This is a genomic window from Neorhizobium sp. BT27B (assembly GCF_050455485.1).
In the GTDB taxonomy this organism is placed as follows: domain Bacteria; phylum Pseudomonadota; class Alphaproteobacteria; order Rhizobiales; family Rhizobiaceae; genus Neorhizobium.
The window spans coordinates 77,016-93,160 of sequence record NZ_JBCIYT010000017.1 but is presented as its reverse complement, the minus strand read 5'-3'; the positions used below and the strand labels follow the sequence as shown (position 1 = coordinate 93,160).

The window sequence follows — 16,145 nt, the reverse complement described above, 5'->3', positions numbered from 1 at the left end:
TCTCCGCGTTATCAAACGCGGGGAGTGTGACACTCTAACTTTGCTAAAATAGGACATTCTAACTTTGCGGCTACACACAAAAATTCGATAATCTATCTTATGGAACCTATGGATTGAAATGCGATATCAGCTGCTTGGGTTCAAGCGCTTACACATTACAGTTCGCTAGTTTCGAACGCTATCTCGAAGCTCAGTCCATCATAGGCCGGCTGAACATGTGGCGGCGTCTCGGCCATCACTGCATCGTAATCCAGCGGCGTATGCATATGCGTGAGAATGGCGCGTGATGGTGCAAGGCGTTCGATCCATTCCAGCGCCTGCTCAAGCGACAGATGGCTCGGATGCGGCCGGTATTGCAGCGCGTCGATGATCAGCGTGTCGAGGCCCGACAGACGTTCGACGCTCTCGGCAGGAAAATCGCTGACATCGCTGCAGTAAGCCACATCGCCGATCCGGAAACCCAGCGAATGGATGTCGCCATGCACCTGCCTGTGTGGCATGAAGGACATCGGCCCGCCGGCACCGTCGATGACGATATTGCTGTAAGGCTGCTCGATCATGCGGGCAATGGCGATCGGCGGATAGCTGCTGCCTTCCGGCGTTTCCAGACAATAGCCAAAACCCTGGCGAATGCGTGCCAATGTCTCGGCATCCACATGGATCGGCACGCGGTGATGCTGGACGATAAAATAGCCGCGCAGGTCATCCAGACCATGGAAATGATCGGCATGAGCATGCGTATAAAGCACGGCATCGAGACGATCGACCCTGGCGCTGATCATCTGCGCGCGAAAATCGGGGCCTGTATCGATGACCACGGTCGTTTTTCCGCCATCGGGGCCGATCTGTTCGACAAGCAGGCTGGCGCGTGTGCGGCGGTTTTTCGGGTTGTCCGGGTTACAGGCCCCCCAGTCACCATTCAGGCGCGGCACGCCCGGCGATGACGAACAGCCGAGAATGGTGAAACGCCGCCGGTAACCCGCCACGATCAGAGCCTCGGCATTTTCGCAAAGATGCGAAACGCGTTGTCCGTGGTGATCTTGGCCATTTCATCATAGGTCAGGCCATGCACATCGGCCAGAACCTCGGCGGTGTTGACCACGTAGGATGGTTCGTTGCGCTTGCCGCGCCAGCGTTTTGGCGCAAGGTATGGCGCATCGGTCTCCACCAGCAGACGGTCGAGTGGCACGGTTTTGGCGATCTCGCGGATCTCTTCCGACTTCGGGAAGGTCAGGATACCGGAGAAGGAGACGTAACCGCCGAGTTCGACACCGGTGCGGGCAAGCTCAGCCCCGGACGAAAAGCAATGCAGGATGAAAGGGAAGGCCCCCTTCCCGCTTTCAGCGGTCAGGATTTCCGCCATGTCTTCGTCGGCACTGCGGCTGTGGATGACCAGCGGCAGGCCGGTTTGACGCGCCGCTGCGATATGACGCAGAAGCCCGGTCTTCTGGTCGGCCGGCGTCTGGGTGTCGTAAAAATAATCGAGGCCGACTTCGCCGATCGCCACAATCTTTTCATGGGCATTGGCGAGACGAACGAGATCTTCCGTCTGGATATCCAGTTCCTCGCCGGCATTGTTGGGATGGGTGCCGACGGAGCAGAAAACGGACGGATATTTTTCGGTAATCGCCAGCAGGCCGTCCAGCTTTTGAACCCGCGTGGAAATGGTGACCATCTGGCTGACGCCGGCCGCGTGAGCGCGCGCGACAATATCGTCGCGCTCCGCTTCGAAATCGGCGAAATCCAGATGGCAATGGGTATCGATCAGCATGTCTGTTCAGCCTTACGCGGACACTTCCGGCGCGACGTAACGCGGGAAAACCGGTTTTGGGGCTTCCAAGACCGTTCCGGGAACGAGACGACCGCTTTCACCAAGGGCTGCAAAGTCGCGTTTGTCGGCCGGCGCGGCCACCAGATCAAGCAGCTTTGTCGCCGATTCCGGCATATAGGGCTGCAGCAGGATGGCGATCTGGCGCACGACTTCGGCCGTCACGTAAAGCACGGTGCCCATACGTTCCGGATCCGTGTTTTTCAGGGCCCACGGCTGCTGGCCGGCGAAATAACGATCGGTTTCGGAGACGACGCCGATGATGGCTGCCAGCGCCTTGTGGATCGCAAGGCGGCCGATCTCTTCACTGCAGATCGCCAGAAGGCCGTCGGCCGTTGCCAGCATCGCCTTGTCTTCCTCGGTCAATTCGCCGGGCTGCGGGATCTGGCCGTCGCAGTTTTTCACGATCATCGACAGCGAGCGGCTGGCAAGATTGCCGATACCGTTGGCGAGATCGGCATTGATACGGATGCCGATACCTTCCTCGCTACAATAACCGTCCTGACCGAAGGAGATTTCGCGCATCAGGTAATAGCGGATCTGGTCGAGGCCGAAATGTTCGATCAGTTCGAACGGATCGAGCACGTTGCCGAGCGACTTCGACATTTTCTCGCCGCCCTTGGCCAGCACGAAGCCATGCGCATAAACGCGCTTGGGCAGCGGCAGGCCGGCAGACATCAGGAATGCCGGCCAGTAGACTGTATGGAAGCGGATGATGTCCTTGCCGATGATATGCGCATCGGCCGGCCAGAATTTTGCGCGCGGGCCGTTCTTGTCGGTCAGGTAACCGGTCGCCGTCAGGTAGTTGGTCAGCGCATCGACCCAGACATACATGACATGCTCGGGATCGTTCGGCACCTTGACGCCCCAGTCGAACGTCGTGCGCGAGATCGACAGATCGCGCAGACCCGATTTGACGAAGGAAATGATCTCGTTGCGGCGCTCGGCGGGACCGATGAAGTCCGGCTGGTCCTCGTAGAGTTTCAGCAGGCGGTCCTGATACTCGGAGAGCTTGAAGAAATAGCTCGACTCTTCCACCCACTCGACTGGCGTGCCCTGTGGCCCGTAACGAACGCCGTCGGCGCGGACTTCGGTCTCGTCTTCGCCGTAATAGGCTTCGTCGCGCACCGAATACCAGCCGGCATAGCTGTCCTTGTAGATATCGCCCGCATCGGCCATGAGGTTCCAGATCGCCTGGCTCGCCTCGTGGTGGCGCGGCTCGGTCGTCTGGATGAAATCGTCATTGGAGGCGTTGAGCAGCTTGCCCATGGCGCGGAATTCAGCCGAATTGCGCTGCGCCAGTTCTTCCGGCGAAATGCCTTCCTTGCGCGCCGTCTGCTGCATCTTCTGGCCGTGTTCGTCCGTACCGGTCAGAAAGAACACGTCACTGCCGGCGAGGCGCTGGAAACGTGCGATCGCGTCGGTTGCGATCAATTCGTAGGCATGGCCGATATGCGGCTTGCCGTTCGGATAAGAGATGGCGGTGGTGATGTAAAACGGTGTTTTGTCGGACATGGCGGCAGCACTCTGCAAATTTTCAGATTTGTCACCGCTCTTAAAGCAAGTTTTCGCGATGCGAAACAGCTTCTTTCCCTCAGCTTCGCAACCAGGGCGGAGCAATCAGCCCCGAACCTCCTCCAGAATGGAAATGATGGTCTGCTTGCGGTCGAGATTATAGGCCTGACCGATACCGATGCGTTGACCGATTTCGCTCGAAAGCCGCGCTGCCCGATCCGCACCGGCAAGATCGCCGGCAAGAGCCGCATTGCGCGCCCGCTCCACCAGATTTTCGGTCAGATGATCGATGAAGAAGCCGAACAGGACATCATTATCCTTGCCGGACAGCACGTCGGCGAGGCGGTGCATGGCTTTTCTGGCCCCTGCCCCTTGTGCCTTCTGCACATCCTCATAGGCCTTGATAATATCGTGCCCGCCGTAATTCATCAGTTTCAGCGCCTGTGCGACGCTGCCCTTGGCCAGCGCCGGCACTTCCTGCGCCTGTTTTCCGCCATCCAGCGGCGAGCCGAGCGCTGCCAGTGCCCTGCCGAGATTGTCATCCGAGAGCGGCTGCAGACGCAGCGGCAGGCAGCGTGAACGAATGGTCGGCAGCAGTTTGCCGGGCGCATGCGACAGCACGAGGAAAAGCGCGCGTTTCGGCGGTTCCTCAAGGATTTTCAGGATGGCGTTGGCGGCGTTGCGGTTGAGGTCGTCGGCGGGATCGATGATGACGATGCGCCAGTTGCCGGAACCGGATGTCTGAGAAAAGAAATGGCCGGCACGGCGCACTTCATCGACGGTGATGGCCGATTTGACCTTGCCGGTCTTGTCGTCCACCGGCCGTGTCAGATGCAGCAGATTGTGCGAGGCACCGGCAATGATCTGGCGGCTGACCATCGAATCGGGATCGGGCGTAGCGAGTTCTTCCGGTGCTTCCGAGGGTTCAGGATTGCTCAGCACATGATTGGCGAAACGGAAGGCGAGCGTCGCCTTGCCGATACCCTCCGGCCCTTCGATCAGGATGGCGTGGTGCCCTTTGCCGGAGCGGTAGCTGCGCGCCAGAAACTCTTCCGCCTCGGCGTGGCCGAACAGATTGGTATTGCGCTGCGGTGCGATGGCGCCATCGAGTACGCCGTATCCCTCGCCGCTCATGATACGGTTTCCGCGACACGGGCGACCTGCGCCAGAACGTCATTGGTGATGGCGGCAATATCGGCAGCGATTGCCTGTTCCGGCCTGTCGGCGTCGACGATGCGGCATCGCTGCGGCTCGCTTTCGGCGATTTCCAGATAGGCCTCGCGACGTTTTTCGTGGGTTGCCAGCTGCTCGCGTTCAAAGCGATCCGGCTCGGCGGTCTTGTCGATCGCTCCGCGACGACGGCCGGCGCGCGCAAGCCCGATTTCCGCCGGCAGATCGAGCAGGATGGTCAGATCTGGCATCAGACCATCGATCGCCGCCTGCTCCAGCGCCGCCATGAAGGCCGGTTCCAGATTGCCGGTCACGCCTTGATAGACACGCGAGGAATCGATGAAGCGATCGCACAGAACGGCTGCACCGCGGGCGAGTGCGGGCCGGATGACCTCTTCGACATGATCGTTGCGGGCGGCGGCGAAAAGGATCGCTTCCATGCGCACGCCAAATGCTTCGGCAGCCCCTGACAGGATCACATGGCGCACGGCTTCGGCACCCGGCGAACCACCGGGTTCGCGCGTCACCACCACTTCGAGGCCACGGCCTTGCAAATAGTCGGCAAGCCGGCGAATCTGGGTGGACTTGCCACTGCCCTCACCGCCTTCGAAACTGACAAAAAGTCCGGCTGATCCTGCCACTCTGCCTTCGCTCTCCTGGAGGCTCACGCGAGCCTGACGCCTTGCACCGATATGTGTGCGTTGCGCCGTCTTACCCCAAGTCTTGGTCGCGTGGAACCGTGATGGCGGCAATCAACAGGCGGAAAACCTGCTCAAAGCCAGAAGAACATCATCTCCATCATGGCGTCGGTCGCCTGCGACACCAGTGAGCCGGTGCCGACGGCCGATGCCGTATGAAGCGGCACTTCGCGCAGCAGCCTTTCGCCGGAATAGATTTTCAGCGTTCCTACCTCCTGCCCCGCGACGACCGGCGCCCTCAGCGGCCAGCGATAGACGATGCGGGCCGAAAGCCGCTCCGGATTGTTGGCCGGCACGTAAAGCTCGACCGGGCCTTTGGCCACGAGATCGACACGCCCCTGATCGCCGCCATAAACGCTGGCCTGCCCGACCGGCTCGCCATCCTTGAAAACCACCTTGTTTTCGAAGGATGTCAGCCCCCATTCGAGCACGCGTTTGGCCTCTTCCGTGCGTTCCTTGTCGCTGGCCAATCCGCCCATGGCCAGAAACAGCCGGGTACCATTGCGCTCGATCGAGGCGACGATCGCGAAGCCGGCTCCTTCGGCAAAACCGGCGCCGAGACCGTCGACACCGATATTCAGGCCCAGAAGCGGGTTCTTGTTGCGCTGGAAAATCTTGTTCCAGGTGAAATCCGGTTGACGGTAGAGGTCGTAATAATCCGGATAGCTCGTCTGGAGATGGCGGGCGAGCTCCACCATGTCACGCGCCGTTGTGCGGCTTTCGGCATCCGGCATGCCGGTGGAATTGCCGAAAATGCTGCGGCTCAGCCCGAGATCCTTGGCGCGATCCGACAATCTGGACGCGAACAGCACATCGGATCCCGCCATGCCCTCGGCGAGGATCATGCATGCATCATTGGCGTTCTGGATGACCACGCCCTTGACCAGATCCTCGACGCGGATTTCCGAATTGAGGGCCGCAAACATCGTCGCCGTGCCGGAGGGCGCGCCGCCCTTGCGCCATGAGTTTTCGGAGACGCGGTAGGTGGTGTCTGGGGTGATCTCGCCCTTTTTCAGCGCATCGAACACCAGATCCATCGTCATCAGCTTGGCAAGCGATGCCGGCGGAAAGGCCTGGTTTTCATTGTCTGCGAGGAGGACGGTGCCGGATTTCGCCTCGATCATGTAGACCTGGCGGGCCTTGGTGGCAAACAGCGGCGCAGCTTCACCGGGACCTGCCGCATGCACACACGGTGCCGCTGCGGAAAAGGTCAGGAGCGCCAACAAGGTGATACGCGTCAGCATGCTCGATCCCCGGAAAATGCATTATGAGATGATGTTACCGATTGCTAACAAGGCGGCTGAGCCCGCGCAATCTGGAGTGGCCATCAACTGTTTGTTTTCGACATGGGTTTTGTGCGGCAGGGCGGCAAAATTGCACCACCCTGCCCTGGCATCACGCGTGGATCAGCGGCGCACCCTCGGCAAGGGCATCGCGTTGAACGACTGCGCCTGCGCCTGCAGCGTATGCTCGCCATACTGCTGTTGCGGCATGGCGGCGACAGATCGCAAAGCGACCGGAGCAGAATAGGCTGTCATCGCGCCCGGACGCGACATCGGCACCGGGCCGACGAATGGCAGTTCGGCAAAATCCTGCATCGCCTGGAAGGATGCACCCTGACTGGGCGCCATGCCTTGCGTCGACGGAGCTGCCTGTGCCTGAACAGCTGCGAGCGCGGACGAGGCTTTCGACGACGGGCCGCTTGGGGTACGACCGGCAAGCGCCATGGGTGCAGGTGTCGGGATGGAGGAACCGTAGCTCTGCAACTGATCGCCAAAACGCTCGTTGGACGCCACCATGACGCCGGTTGCGATCTGGCCTTCGGGGCGGATGCCGGGAATGCGATCGCCCTTGCGGACGTAGGACGCCATCAGGAACGGCATGTCGTGACCGTCCATGCGGGCGCGGCCGACATACTGCACGTTCACATTGCCGGTGCCGGTGCGCTTCATGTCCAGCATGTCGGCCGCCTGACTCGACACGTCGATGATACGGCCCGGATGATAAGGTCCGCGATCGTTGACGCGGACGATGACCGACGAACCGGTATCGACATTGGTGACGCGCGCATAGCTTGGCAGCGGGAATGTCGGATGCGCCGCAGACAGATGGCTGGAATCGTAGACTTCGCCATTGGCGGTCAGGCGACCGTGAAAGGCCGAACCATACCACGACGCGAGACCGTTCTTGTTGTAGTTCGGATCTTCCTTGGGGACGTAGGTCTTGCCCTTCACCTGATAGGGATTACCCACCATGAAACGGCCACCGCCCTTCGGCACGGCCTTGCCGTCGCCAACCACGCGCGGACTGGCCTTGACGCCATATTCCTTCTCGGAAAAATATTCCTTGCTGCGCTGCTTTTGCTTCGGCTCAGGCTTGGAGGTCGCGCAGGACGCAACGCTCGCACACACCATAACGATACCGAGCCATCTCGCGCCGAGAACAAGCTTGCTGTTTTCTGAATTCAATTTTCTAGTCCCGCCGCTTTCGGGCCGCCCCAATCCCGTTTGGAGACAGTCCCACATGCAGTTCCGCGCGCCGCGCGCGTTTCCGCCTGTTGATCGCGCTTTATTTCTGCCCGCATGATGGCAAAATTGCGAATGAATTCTGTGGACTAGATAAAATACCGAATAACATGGTTAAAGATTGGTTTATTCGCCGGCCTTGCGCTTTGGCAGTCCCCTCGCCTCACAATGGCACGAGACGGGGAACGAGAGTGCCGAAACGAGGCAGTTTTGCGCAAGCCAATGGCGCGGTTTTGTCGGCAAATCATGGACAATTGCCGTCTGCGAACTATCTCCTGCGGGTGACTACAACCAGACCAGTTTAGGAGGAACTGCCTGTGAACAGAAACGTCATTGTCGGAATAGCTGTCGTCGTGATCATCGCGCTTGCCGTGTGGATGTTCATACCCGCCTCGAACGCGCCGACCACCACGACATCAGCGCCCGCCACGCCGCCGGCATCGAGCACCGCGACGCCTCCTGCCTCGCCTGCCCCCGCCACTCCGGCACCGGCAACTCCGGCGCCAGCGACGCCCGCACCCGCGAATTAAGCCGCACGAAAACGCGGCAATGGCCAGAGGCCGCCGGCTCGGAGGAGCGTCGGCGGCCTTTTTCTTGGACGGCACTAAATGATCAGCGCAGCACGCCGGTCGCCAACGCGCGCTGGATGCCTCGGACGTCGGTGCCCTTCTTCAGCGTCTTGGAGATCGGCGTGCTGCTGCCGGAAACCCAGATCTTTAGTTCCGAATCGAGGTCGAACGTGCCCGCCGTTTCCACAGAAAAGCGGGTGATGGCGCGGTAGGGGATGGACATATAGTCCACCTTGCTTCCCGTCAGCCCCTGAATGTCGACGAGGATGACGCGCCACTGGGTGAAGACGAAGAAGTCGCGGATGACCTTGAAGGCGAGGTCCGGCGTCTCGCCATCGATCAGCACACCGTTCAGTCGCTTGTTCAAATCGGCAGGATCCACCGAGGAACCGTGGCCGAGCAGTCCGTCAAAAATGCCCATGGCACCCTCTTAAAAGCGTTTATACCCGACCAAGTAGGTTATTGCCGGCCCAGAACAAGTCGACGACAGCGAAGGTGCAGTTGACGATCAGCCCTTGGACGCTGTAAAGCCGAATTCAGGAGTGACCGGGATTTTCATCCTGCGCATCAGCGAGGCTGCAAGGCCTGTACATCCCTTGGAAGAGTGTCCGAGTGGTTTAAGGAACCGGTCTTGAAAACCGGCGTGCGGGAGACCGTACCGTGGGTTCGAATCCCACCTCTTCCGCCATCTGTCAATAAAAACAATACGTTACGCGATATTTTATCCTTTTGCCATAACTACCCTTGCAACTTGTTTTTGGGGTTATCGTGAGAATTGTGATAGATACACACCACCTCAATAGCTCTACGCTCTCGGGATACCTAAGTCATTCTCGCGAACACATAGCTGTCCTTAATGATTACGCAGCAATGGAATCATTCAAACTCTATCGTTTGGAAAATATCGCAAGATCTTGGGGAGTGTTGGGTCGGTTTCCGGGCCAAGTTTTAGTTCTCAAGGGTAATAGAGGTTCAAGCCTTGTCGATCCTGCCACGTTTCCTATTGCAAACGAGTTTATTGATAGGGAACAAACTAGCGAAGCAGAGAGCTTCCACGAGATACTAGCAGCGGCAGTTGATGGGAATGAAAAACTTCAGAAACAGTTAGCGATGCGAGGAGAATGGGCGGACGAGCACATTGCCCGCATCATGGATAATTCCGCGGAAATAGGTCTCGACATCTCCGAGTTCCTTGGCCTCTTCACTCCGATAGAGGTGAAACGAATCAGAACAAGACAGCGGTGGCAACAGGACACGGCTGAAAAGTTTTTGAGGATCGTGTGCGATGTGGCGACACGGACCTTTGAAGAACACCACATCCCACTGCCGAATGCACATCACTTGGCAGATGCCTTCATATTCCGCTTCACCTTGGCTCAGTGCGTTTACCTAATGGAACTTGTTCGGAGAGGTACGCTAGACCGGAAGGCTGAGCTTGTGCGAAATGATGTGATTGATATCTCCTACACCGCGTATTCAACCTATTTCGACGGATTCATGTCGTCAGATGGACTTGCAGCTACGGTTCATAACCGAACGAGATTTCTTCTCAGACAACAGGGCGCACAAGTCCCACCGCAACTGTTCTAGGGGTTCGGAGGCGAAAACCCGCCAACCTTTTTCACGAGGCGGCGGGTTATCGGGTTACGCGGCAGCTTCGTAAAGCTCCTTCAGTTCGGCAATGTCTTCAGTAAGCATACTGCTATAGGCCTTCTCTGCGGCCTCAGAGACGGCCCGTGCAAGCGGTGAGCCTTTGACCCACTGAATTACCGCAACGCCTTTCTTGGGCCTCTCAGGGGTCGCCACAAAGCCAAGGTCGTGGTCGTGCGTCAGGATGATGTCCCGGAGCGTGGTTTGCAGGTCGGGTAGGAACACCTGAACCTTCGCCAGTCGCCGCGCGCCAGTCTCCCGGTCATAGCCTCTGCCGAGCGGTTCAATGCTAATAGCTTTCACGTTGATCATGCTGTCCCTCCTTCTGCGGTGAATGTGATGAAGGCTCCTTTCTGGTCTGGCTTCATCATCTTGACGTTGTAGGACCGCCCGGAACGCTTATCCCGGATGACCCATGTTGTGTTTACGGTTTTGGTGGCGGGCCGCTGCCGAATGGTGACTTCCACAGTCGAGACGCCGCGCGGTAGGTTGTTGATCACCATTTCATCGCCTGTCCGAACCTCGAACCGGCCCGCTGCGGTGAAAACAGTGACGAGTGGTCCGGCTCCGGGGATCACGCCCCCGAAACCGTCGTTGCCATCCGTCTTGCGCTGAAACTCGAAAGTTCCACGAAGATCGCCTGCTGCTGTCATTGCGTGACCTGCGATGCCTGGGCGTTTTGTGACACGCCGAGCGGAGCCATGTTCAAAGGCTGCATGTACGTATCGCCGCCTTCGACCTTGCTCATGTTTTCGAAACCGCGAATTTCGTCCACCGACAGGAAGCCAGCTTCACGGCCAATGCGGTAGGCCTCGTAGCGGGTCGCCAGATCACCACGAAGCAGGCCGGATAGGTCATGCTCGATGTAATGTGTCTTACGCGCCTCCGGCGAAAGCAGTGTGGCGTTGTAGACGGACTCGAACCGCTTGGCCCAAGGCGCAAGGACTCGATTCACAAGAGCGCGGGATTCCTCGCCAATGTTGCTGTAGGTCGCATCGTCAGTAATGCCGACAGCGGAAGGCGGAACACCCCACACCCGGCAAACGTCGAGATTCGAAAGCCTGCGGCTGTCGAGAAATTCCGAATCCTTCGCGGAAAACTGGAATGTCTCGAACTTCGCGCCGCCATCCAGCACCATGACCTCATTAGCCTTAAGCTGTCCGACGAACCGTTCCTTGAACTTTTTGATGGCTTCACCCTTGCCGTCGCCGCTAAGCTTCTCAGGGAAGATCAGAGCGCCAGCCGGACGGAAAGCATTCTCAGCCGCCGCGCCAGCCGTGTCCTGTTGAGCCAAAGCGAGGCCGAAGGTCGCGTTGGCAATCTGGATTGGCGAAAGACCTAGAACGCCGTCAACGGTCCGATAGCGAACGTGCAAGATTTCGTCCTGCGTGAACACGTCGGTGCCGCCATTGTCCTTGGCGACCTTGTAGCGAAGGCGACCGGACGATAGCTTTTCCACCGTGACGCTTGGTGACTTAAGCGGATAAAGCGCGGCGATCTGGCTGCGGCCATTCCGTTCAATCCGGGCGTAGGCGTTGCCATACATCAGAGCCGAAACTAGCAGCCATTCCCGGCCCTCGAACGCGGTCAGGAACGGCGAGAAGCTATCCTGAAGCACTGAGTAAAGGGCATGGTCTGAAGCCGCCACACGGCCCCCGTCTGCGTCTCTGCGGTAGACCTTCAGCGGGACCGAAGCAAGTTGCTCCGCGACAAGCTGGATGCACCGATGGGCTACCGCGTGACCGCTCGCCTTTTCGATATCGGCTCGGGCCTGCCAACGAGCGCCAAGGAATTCACCTAGGAACGGGTCGCTAGACGACACAGCCCGCGTTTCTTGCGTTTTAAACGGCCACATGTGCGCCTCCTTCCAGTTCCAAAATTCGAATACGACGTTCCGTGTCTGTCATCGGCGTGCGAGAGCGAACCGCCAAAGACGTGCCGCTGTAAGCCGGGAATGCCTGCACAACGCTAATCTCGCGAAGGTCAACGGCCTTCAGGGTTCGCTTTTCGCCGTGCCATTCTTCGCCGCCTTCCGGGACATTGAAGCCGAACGACATGCCGCCGATATCAGAGCGGGCAGCGAGCGCAGCGATGTCCCGGCCCAATTGCGTGTCAGGCAAGTCCAGTTCGAAACGAAGGCCCCTCTGATCCTCTGCGAGGATCAGGCTACCCGACCCGCTACGGCCCAACACCTTGCCGGGGTCATGATCGACCAAAGCGAGAATGTCAGGGTTGGAACGAAGTGAAGCGCCGAAAGCGCCCGGTTGAATGACTTCGCTGAAATCGCCAATGCGAGTTTCAAGGCCGAACGTGGCAACATAGCCGGTCAGCTTCTTGCCTACGGCCTTAACGTCAGTCGCGGCGCGTTTTTCAAAGTTGCTCAAAATGATACCTCCCTGAATGGCTGCACAAGGGCGTTGACGCCGAATGCGATCGCTTGTGGGGGCTTCTCCGCTGTGGCCTCGCGGTAGTTGAACCAATGGCCGATAAGCAGGAGGGCGGCGTGTTTGACGGGCGGCAATTCCATCTTATCGGCAGGAACGCCGGTTTCAGAAATGTAGCCTTCCGCCGCTTCAATCAGTGAAGAGACGTAGGAGTCATCCTCCGGGTAATCGACCCGGAGGTGAATCTTGGCCTCAGCTAATGAGACGCTGGCCATTAGCCGTTGTTGTTGCCCGTGGTCTGGTCCGTCTCAATTTCCGTCGAGGTCCAAGCAAAGGCTTCGGGGTGACGGATCGCAATGTCCGCATCAAGGAAGGCATGCAGACGAAGACCGCCCTTCGATGCGTCGGTATACGGGTTGGCGAGGATATCCACTCCGCTCCAGTAACCAATCAGCAGGTTGGCCCATGCGCCAAAGATCAGCGGGTCTTTGCCGCCCTTCTTCGGGACCTGATTGGTGGAAACGACCCGCTCACCATGGAACAGTTCCGAAATCGGGATCGTGCGGCCCAACGTCTTGACCTTGCGAGCCTGACCCATGAGCGACGGATTGGTGAGGAAGCCCGTGGTGCCGGTCACGTCGTCAAGCTCAAGCGCCGAAATCAGGTCGGCAGCCGTGTCCGAAATGAACGCCGGGGACGTGGTGACCATCTCAGCAATCGCATTCAGGATGCCGACTGGCTGTTTGTTGGCCGCAAGGCCATTGATCGCAGCGGCGTCGAGAGCCTGCGCCAGAACGAAGGCAAGATCCTGTCGAAGGACGTTTTCAAGTGCTACGCCGTTCTGAAGCTGAAGGCGGCGGCTAAGATACATTTCTCCGGAGACCGTCTTTGGCTTCAGCGAGACCTTGTCGAAGGCGGCGTCGCTCGCGGTGGTCGGCTCGTCTTCATTGACCCAATATGCAGTCGGACCAGAGGTCAGGCGGGGCAAGTCGAGATTGCCGGTCAGGCCGGAAATGACGGTTGCGCCAAGCGACTGCACGGCCAGAACCGGACGGACGCGATCAATAAGACCGCCAAGGTTGGTTGCAACGGTATTGCCAGCGGTGCCCGTGGTCAGCATGGCGCGATTTTCACTGCCAAAGATCATGGAAGTCGGGATCATGATGCCGCGAACTTCGCGACCCTTGGACAGTTCGTCGTGCATTTCGCGTTCTACGCCGGTCAGGTTGTCCGCATTGCCTTCGCGGATGGCCTTCGCGACCGAATAGGAGCGCATTTCACGTTCCATGCCGGTGTCCGGGGCAGCTTCTGCGCGCTCGAATTCGGCAATGGTGGAGGCGTTCTTGATCTGGCCGTCGAGGGCGCGGATTTCGGTCTCCAGAGCGGTGAAAGCGGCAGTGTCCGGGTTGTCGCCAAGTGCCTTGATTGCTGCAAGCTTGGTCGAACGGGTCTCGCGAAGGTGGAAAATATTGGTCAAATGATCTCCTTTTCTGGAAAGTGCGCATAGAGCCGTGGTCGGGCTGAATTGCTCGATTGGGCCTGCGCAACGATTTTGGGTTTGTTTGTGCCGATCACATGGAACGGCTGGTTATTCCGTGCCGGTGGCACGGGCTGCCCGTCCCTAAAACGGGGCGAAGCTCTTCAAATTGTTGGGGTGTTTCGAGCGGCGCGGTGTTTGCTGCCGCTCGATGACTGTGGTTATCTCTCCGCATTACTTTCAGCGCAAGAGAAAAACGCATTTGGCAAGAAAGTATATTTTTTCAGCGTTTGCTTGACAAAACAGCGGCCTAGGATTTTTTTATTCGGTAGTTTTCCACCACCGGTCCATCGTTGCTGAGCGCGCCACAGCTGCACTCTCTAACTCGGCGTTTCCCTTCTTTCCCATCCCGTAGCGCTTGAACTTTCCGCTTTTCATGTGGCGCACCTCCCACGGGAACTCATAAAGATCACTCGCTTTCGGATCGTTCTTACGACGTTCGAACAAGACTAGAAAATCGTCATCATCCCCAAGATGGATCGGCCACGCTGTCTCGTATCCCGGCAATTTCGTGTACGGGTTCGCCATTCATCCCTCCCTTCAAGCATCTTCCATGAGACACGCAGGAAGTGAATCGTCTTCCTCATGTCGCGCGGCAGTCTGCAACGCCATTGCCAGCGCAACAAGCCCGTCGATCCTGCCTGACGCCTTCGACTTATCCAGCTTGCGAGCGCCGGACGGGTCTTTCGTCACAACGGCATTGGCCGCACACATTTTCATGAGCGGGTTTCCGGCGTGATTGACCCTCTGTTGCGCGACGGCGACCTCAAGAACGTCAACAGCAGGTGACATGTCCTTATACCCTTGGCCGAACGGCTGGAGCGGCAAGTCGATAGACGCCTTAGCCAGTTCGCGCCGCAAGTCCTCAATGCGCCAGCGGTCGAATGCGATTTCCTTAATATCGAACCGGCCAGACTCATCAGCGATGTATTCCGCGACGGCCTGCGGATCGATGACCTTTCCCGGCAGCAATGTAAGCCGTGAAGCTGGTTGTCTGGCCCAAACGTTGTACGGCACACGGTCATGCTCGCTCTTTCCCTCGATATCAAATTCCGGCAGGAAGAAGCGCGGCAGGACTGTGAACCGGCCATCGTCTTCAGGAAACACAAGAACAAAAGCTGTTAAGTCACGGGCAGCACTCAAATCGAGCGCGCCATAGCATTCCCGGCCTTCCAGAGCGGTTTCGTTTATTGGCCCAAGATCGCAATCGTTCCACTCACGGGCAGCGATGAAGCGCACCGTCCCATCAATCCGTTGATTGAGGATTTTGTTGCGGAAGTCCGCTTCCTTCGACGGAATCCGCTGCGCCTGTGCCGCCATGCGCTCGACCTGTTCAAGGGCAAGAAAATCGCCTAACGCCGGATTGGCCTTTACCCACGTATCATAGGACCATGCGTCCTCGTCGGGGTCAGTCGTGAACAGCGCCAAATGAAAGCTTTCGTCTTCGATCTCTCCCGTTTTCACCTTCAGGCCGTAGTCAATCATTTCCGAAAAGAAGTGCGTGTCGTCCTTGGCCTGCGTGGAGATGACAACGACAAGCGGTTCGTCACGGGCACCAAGGGCGGAATCCATGGCGTCGAAAAGATCGCGCTTCACCCAATAACCGGCTTCGTCGGCAAGGAAGAACGAAGGCGACAAACCTAGCTTGGAATCAGCATCGGCGCTCACGGCCTTCAGCACGGAGCCTTCTCCGGGATATCCCGGTTCGACCTCGATTTCCTTGCTGAATTTGATGATATTGACGCGCTCGGCAAGCTCGACATGAGCTTCCAGCATGGCCTTGCATTCGGCCCAAGCCTTACCGGCCTGAATCTTGTCCATCGCGCCGAAATACAATTCGCCACGCTGTTCCGCCTCCGGTCCGACCAGATGACAAAGGGCGAGGGCAGCACTCAAGCCGGTCTTACCGTTCTTACGGCCCATGGACAGGACGGCAGTTCGCACGGGGCGACGGCCAAACTCGTCGGTGGCATAGATCGGGGCAAGAAACTCGTCTATCTGCCAGTCGCGCAATTGCATGTTCTGGCCAGCAAGTTTTCCCTGCGTGATTTTCATGTCATTGACGAATGCGACGACGGCTTCAAGTCTTGTGAGGCCTTCGACCTCCCAGGGGAGCACCTTGCGGTGCTGCGGCCCGCCCATAATGTCGCCAGCGGCTTTCCTCGGCTTGGCTCCCTTGCCTCTCTTGCCCATTCATGTCTCCTTTCATTGTTCACTTTTTCATGACGATTTCCTTTTCGCCGTTCAAAATTTGGAATTAAGTCTTTGC

General features: G+C 58.4%; 18 protein-coding genes and 1 tRNA gene. 2 read left to right on the top strand and 17 right to left on the bottom strand.

From position 1 onward, the window contains the following. Positions 1–155 precede the first annotated feature (155 nt). The 9 genes from AAIH70_RS28800 to AAIH70_RS28760 form a co-directional block, all read right to left on the bottom strand. Positions 156–986: an MBL fold metallo-hydrolase gene (locus tag AAIH70_RS28800; RefSeq protein ID WP_132281471.1), complete on the bottom strand. Its 831-nt coding sequence runs from the start codon at positions 984–986 to the stop codon at positions 156–158. Positions 987–988: 2 nt separating this feature from the next. After that, complete coding sequence (locus AAIH70_RS28795) at positions 989–1,771, bottom strand: TatD family hydrolase (RefSeq protein ID WP_430037396.1); 783 nt, start codon at positions 1,769–1,771, stop codon at positions 989–991. 12 nt (positions 1,772–1,783) lie between these two features. Beyond that, positions 1,784–3,343: a methionine--tRNA ligase gene (gene metG / locus AAIH70_RS28790; RefSeq protein ID WP_132281475.1), complete on the bottom strand. Its 1,560-nt coding sequence runs from the start codon at positions 3,341–3,343 to the stop codon at positions 1,784–1,786. A gap of 105 nt (positions 3,344–3,448) precedes the next feature. Continuing rightward, the gene (locus AAIH70_RS28785) at positions 3,449–4,477 is read right to left on the bottom strand and encodes a DNA polymerase III subunit delta' (protein WP_132281477.1); all 1,029 of its coding nucleotides are present in this window, start codon (positions 4,475–4,477) and stop codon (positions 3,449–3,451) included. Continuing rightward, positions 4,474–5,154 carry a dTMP kinase gene (gene tmk / locus AAIH70_RS28780; protein WP_132281479.1) on the bottom strand — a complete coding sequence of 227 codons (681 nt, stop codon included), beginning with the start codon at positions 5,152–5,154 and terminating at the stop codon, positions 4,474–4,476. Before tmk ends, AAIH70_RS28785 begins: the two co-directional genes overlap by 4 nt. A 131-nt stretch (positions 5,155–5,285) precedes the next feature. Next, positions 5,286–6,455, bottom strand: a complete 1,170-nt coding sequence (locus AAIH70_RS28775; protein WP_132281481.1) for a D-alanyl-D-alanine carboxypeptidase family protein — start codon at positions 6,453–6,455, stop codon at positions 5,286–5,288. Between the two features lie 162 nt (positions 6,456–6,617). After that, positions 6,618–7,625, bottom strand: coding sequence for a septal ring lytic transglycosylase RlpA family protein (locus AAIH70_RS28770; RefSeq protein ID WP_245519423.1), 1,008 nt, complete (start codon positions 7,623–7,625; stop codon positions 6,618–6,620). A 412-nt stretch (positions 7,626–8,037) separates the two neighbouring features. Beyond that, on the bottom strand, positions 8,038–8,184 hold the full coding sequence (locus AAIH70_RS28765) for a hypothetical protein (RefSeq protein WP_165932181.1): 147 nt from the start codon (positions 8,182–8,184) through the stop codon (positions 8,038–8,040). Positions 8,185–8,348: 164 nt separating this feature from the next. Next, entirely contained in the window at positions 8,349–8,726 is a 378-nt protein-coding gene (locus AAIH70_RS28760) for a PH domain-containing protein (protein ID WP_132281487.1), read from the bottom strand. Between the two features lie 177 nt (positions 8,727–8,903). Between AAIH70_RS28760 and AAIH70_RS28755 the strand changes: the two genes are divergently transcribed. Further along, a tRNA-Ser gene (locus tag AAIH70_RS28755) sits at positions 8,904–8,993 on the top strand. 182 nt (positions 8,994–9,175) lie between these two features. Then, positions 9,176–9,895 carry a hypothetical protein gene (locus AAIH70_RS28750; RefSeq protein ID WP_430037390.1) on the top strand — a complete coding sequence of 240 codons (720 nt, stop codon included), beginning with the start codon at positions 9,176–9,178 and terminating at the stop codon, positions 9,893–9,895. Positions 9,896–9,949: 54 nt separating this feature from the next. On the opposite strand, the gene AAIH70_RS28745 is transcribed toward AAIH70_RS28750, so the two are convergent. From AAIH70_RS28745 to AAIH70_RS28710, 8 genes are all read right to left on the bottom strand, one after another. Then, on the bottom strand, positions 9,950–10,267 hold the full coding sequence (locus AAIH70_RS28745; RefSeq protein WP_430037387.1) for a hypothetical protein: 318 nt from the start codon (positions 10,265–10,267) through the stop codon (positions 9,950–9,952). Continuing rightward, complete coding sequence (locus AAIH70_RS28740) at positions 10,264–10,608, bottom strand: phage head completion protein (protein WP_430037384.1); 345 nt, start codon at positions 10,606–10,608, stop codon at positions 10,264–10,266. Before AAIH70_RS28740 ends, AAIH70_RS28745 begins: the two co-directional genes overlap by 4 nt. Next, positions 10,605–11,810 (bottom strand): phage portal protein, encoded by a 1,206-nt coding sequence (locus AAIH70_RS28735; RefSeq protein ID WP_430037381.1) that lies wholly within the window; start codon positions 11,808–11,810, stop codon positions 10,605–10,607. Before AAIH70_RS28735 ends, AAIH70_RS28740 begins: the two co-directional genes overlap by 4 nt. After that, positions 11,797–12,339 (bottom strand): HK97 family phage prohead protease, encoded by a 543-nt coding sequence (locus tag AAIH70_RS28730; RefSeq protein ID WP_430037378.1) that lies wholly within the window; start codon positions 12,337–12,339, stop codon positions 11,797–11,799. The genes AAIH70_RS28735 and AAIH70_RS28730 overlap by 14 nt, the downstream gene beginning before the upstream one ends. Beyond that, positions 12,336–12,614 carry a head-tail connector protein gene (locus tag AAIH70_RS28725; protein ID WP_430037375.1) on the bottom strand — a complete coding sequence of 93 codons (279 nt, stop codon included), beginning with the start codon at positions 12,612–12,614 and terminating at the stop codon, positions 12,336–12,338. Before AAIH70_RS28725 ends, AAIH70_RS28730 begins: the two co-directional genes overlap by 4 nt. Further along, positions 12,614–13,816: a phage major capsid protein gene (locus AAIH70_RS28720; protein ID WP_430037372.1), complete on the bottom strand. Its 1,203-nt coding sequence runs from the start codon at positions 13,814–13,816 to the stop codon at positions 12,614–12,616. Before AAIH70_RS28720 ends, AAIH70_RS28725 begins: the two co-directional genes overlap by 1 nt. A gap of 321 nt (positions 13,817–14,137) precedes the next feature. Continuing rightward, positions 14,138–14,404: a hypothetical protein gene (locus tag AAIH70_RS28715; protein WP_430037369.1), complete on the bottom strand. Its 267-nt coding sequence runs from the start codon at positions 14,402–14,404 to the stop codon at positions 14,138–14,140. A gap of 12 nt (positions 14,405–14,416) precedes the next feature. Next, a complete protein-coding gene (locus AAIH70_RS28710; protein WP_430037366.1) occupies positions 14,417–16,069 on the bottom strand; it encodes a terminase large subunit in 1,653 nt (550 codons plus the stop codon). Between the last annotated feature and the right edge of the window lie 76 nt (positions 16,070–16,145).

Bases quoted from the DNA above. Each gene is read 5' to 3' on its own strand.
- AAIH70_RS28710 (WP_430037366.1), bottom strand. From the start codon at position 16,069: ATGGGCAAGAGAGGCAAGGGAGCCAAGCCGAGGAAAGCCGCTGGCGAC.
- AAIH70_RS28760 (WP_132281487.1), bottom strand. From the start codon at position 8,726: ATGGGCATTTTTGACGGACTGCTCGGCCACGGTTCCTCGGTGGATCCT.
- AAIH70_RS28745 (WP_430037387.1), bottom strand. From the start codon at position 10,267: ATGATCAACGTGAAAGCTATTAGCATTGAACCGCTCGGCAGAGGCTAT.
- AAIH70_RS28750 (WP_430037390.1), top strand. From the start codon at position 9,176: ATGGAATCATTCAAACTCTATCGTTTGGAAAATATCGCAAGATCTTGG.
- AAIH70_RS28715 (WP_430037369.1), bottom strand. From the start codon at position 14,404: ATGGCGAACCCGTACACGAAATTGCCGGGATACGAGACAGCGTGGCCG.
- AAIH70_RS28740 (WP_430037384.1), bottom strand. From the start codon at position 10,608: ATGACAGCAGCAGGCGATCTTCGTGGAACTTTCGAGTTTCAGCGCAAG.
- AAIH70_RS28795 (WP_430037396.1), bottom strand. From the start codon at position 1,771: ATGCTGATCGATACCCATTGCCATCTGGATTTCGCCGATTTCGAAGCG.
- AAIH70_RS28775 (WP_132281481.1), bottom strand. From the start codon at position 6,455: ATGCTGACGCGTATCACCTTGTTGGCGCTCCTGACCTTTTCCGCAGCG.
- AAIH70_RS28735 (WP_430037381.1), bottom strand. From the start codon at position 11,810: ATGTGGCCGTTTAAAACGCAAGAAACGCGGGCTGTGTCGTCTAGCGAC.
- AAIH70_RS28770 (WP_245519423.1), bottom strand. From the start codon at position 7,625: ATGGTGTGTGCGAGCGTTGCGTCCTGCGCGACCTCCAAGCCTGAGCCG.
- metG (WP_132281475.1), bottom strand. From the start codon at position 3,343: ATGTCCGACAAAACACCGTTTTACATCACCACCGCCATCTCTTATCCG.
- AAIH70_RS28725 (WP_430037375.1), bottom strand. From the start codon at position 12,614: ATGGCCAGCGTCTCATTAGCTGAGGCCAAGATTCACCTCCGGGTCGAT.
- AAIH70_RS28785 (WP_132281477.1), bottom strand. From the start codon at position 4,477: ATGAGCGGCGAGGGATACGGCGTACTCGATGGCGCCATCGCACCGCAG.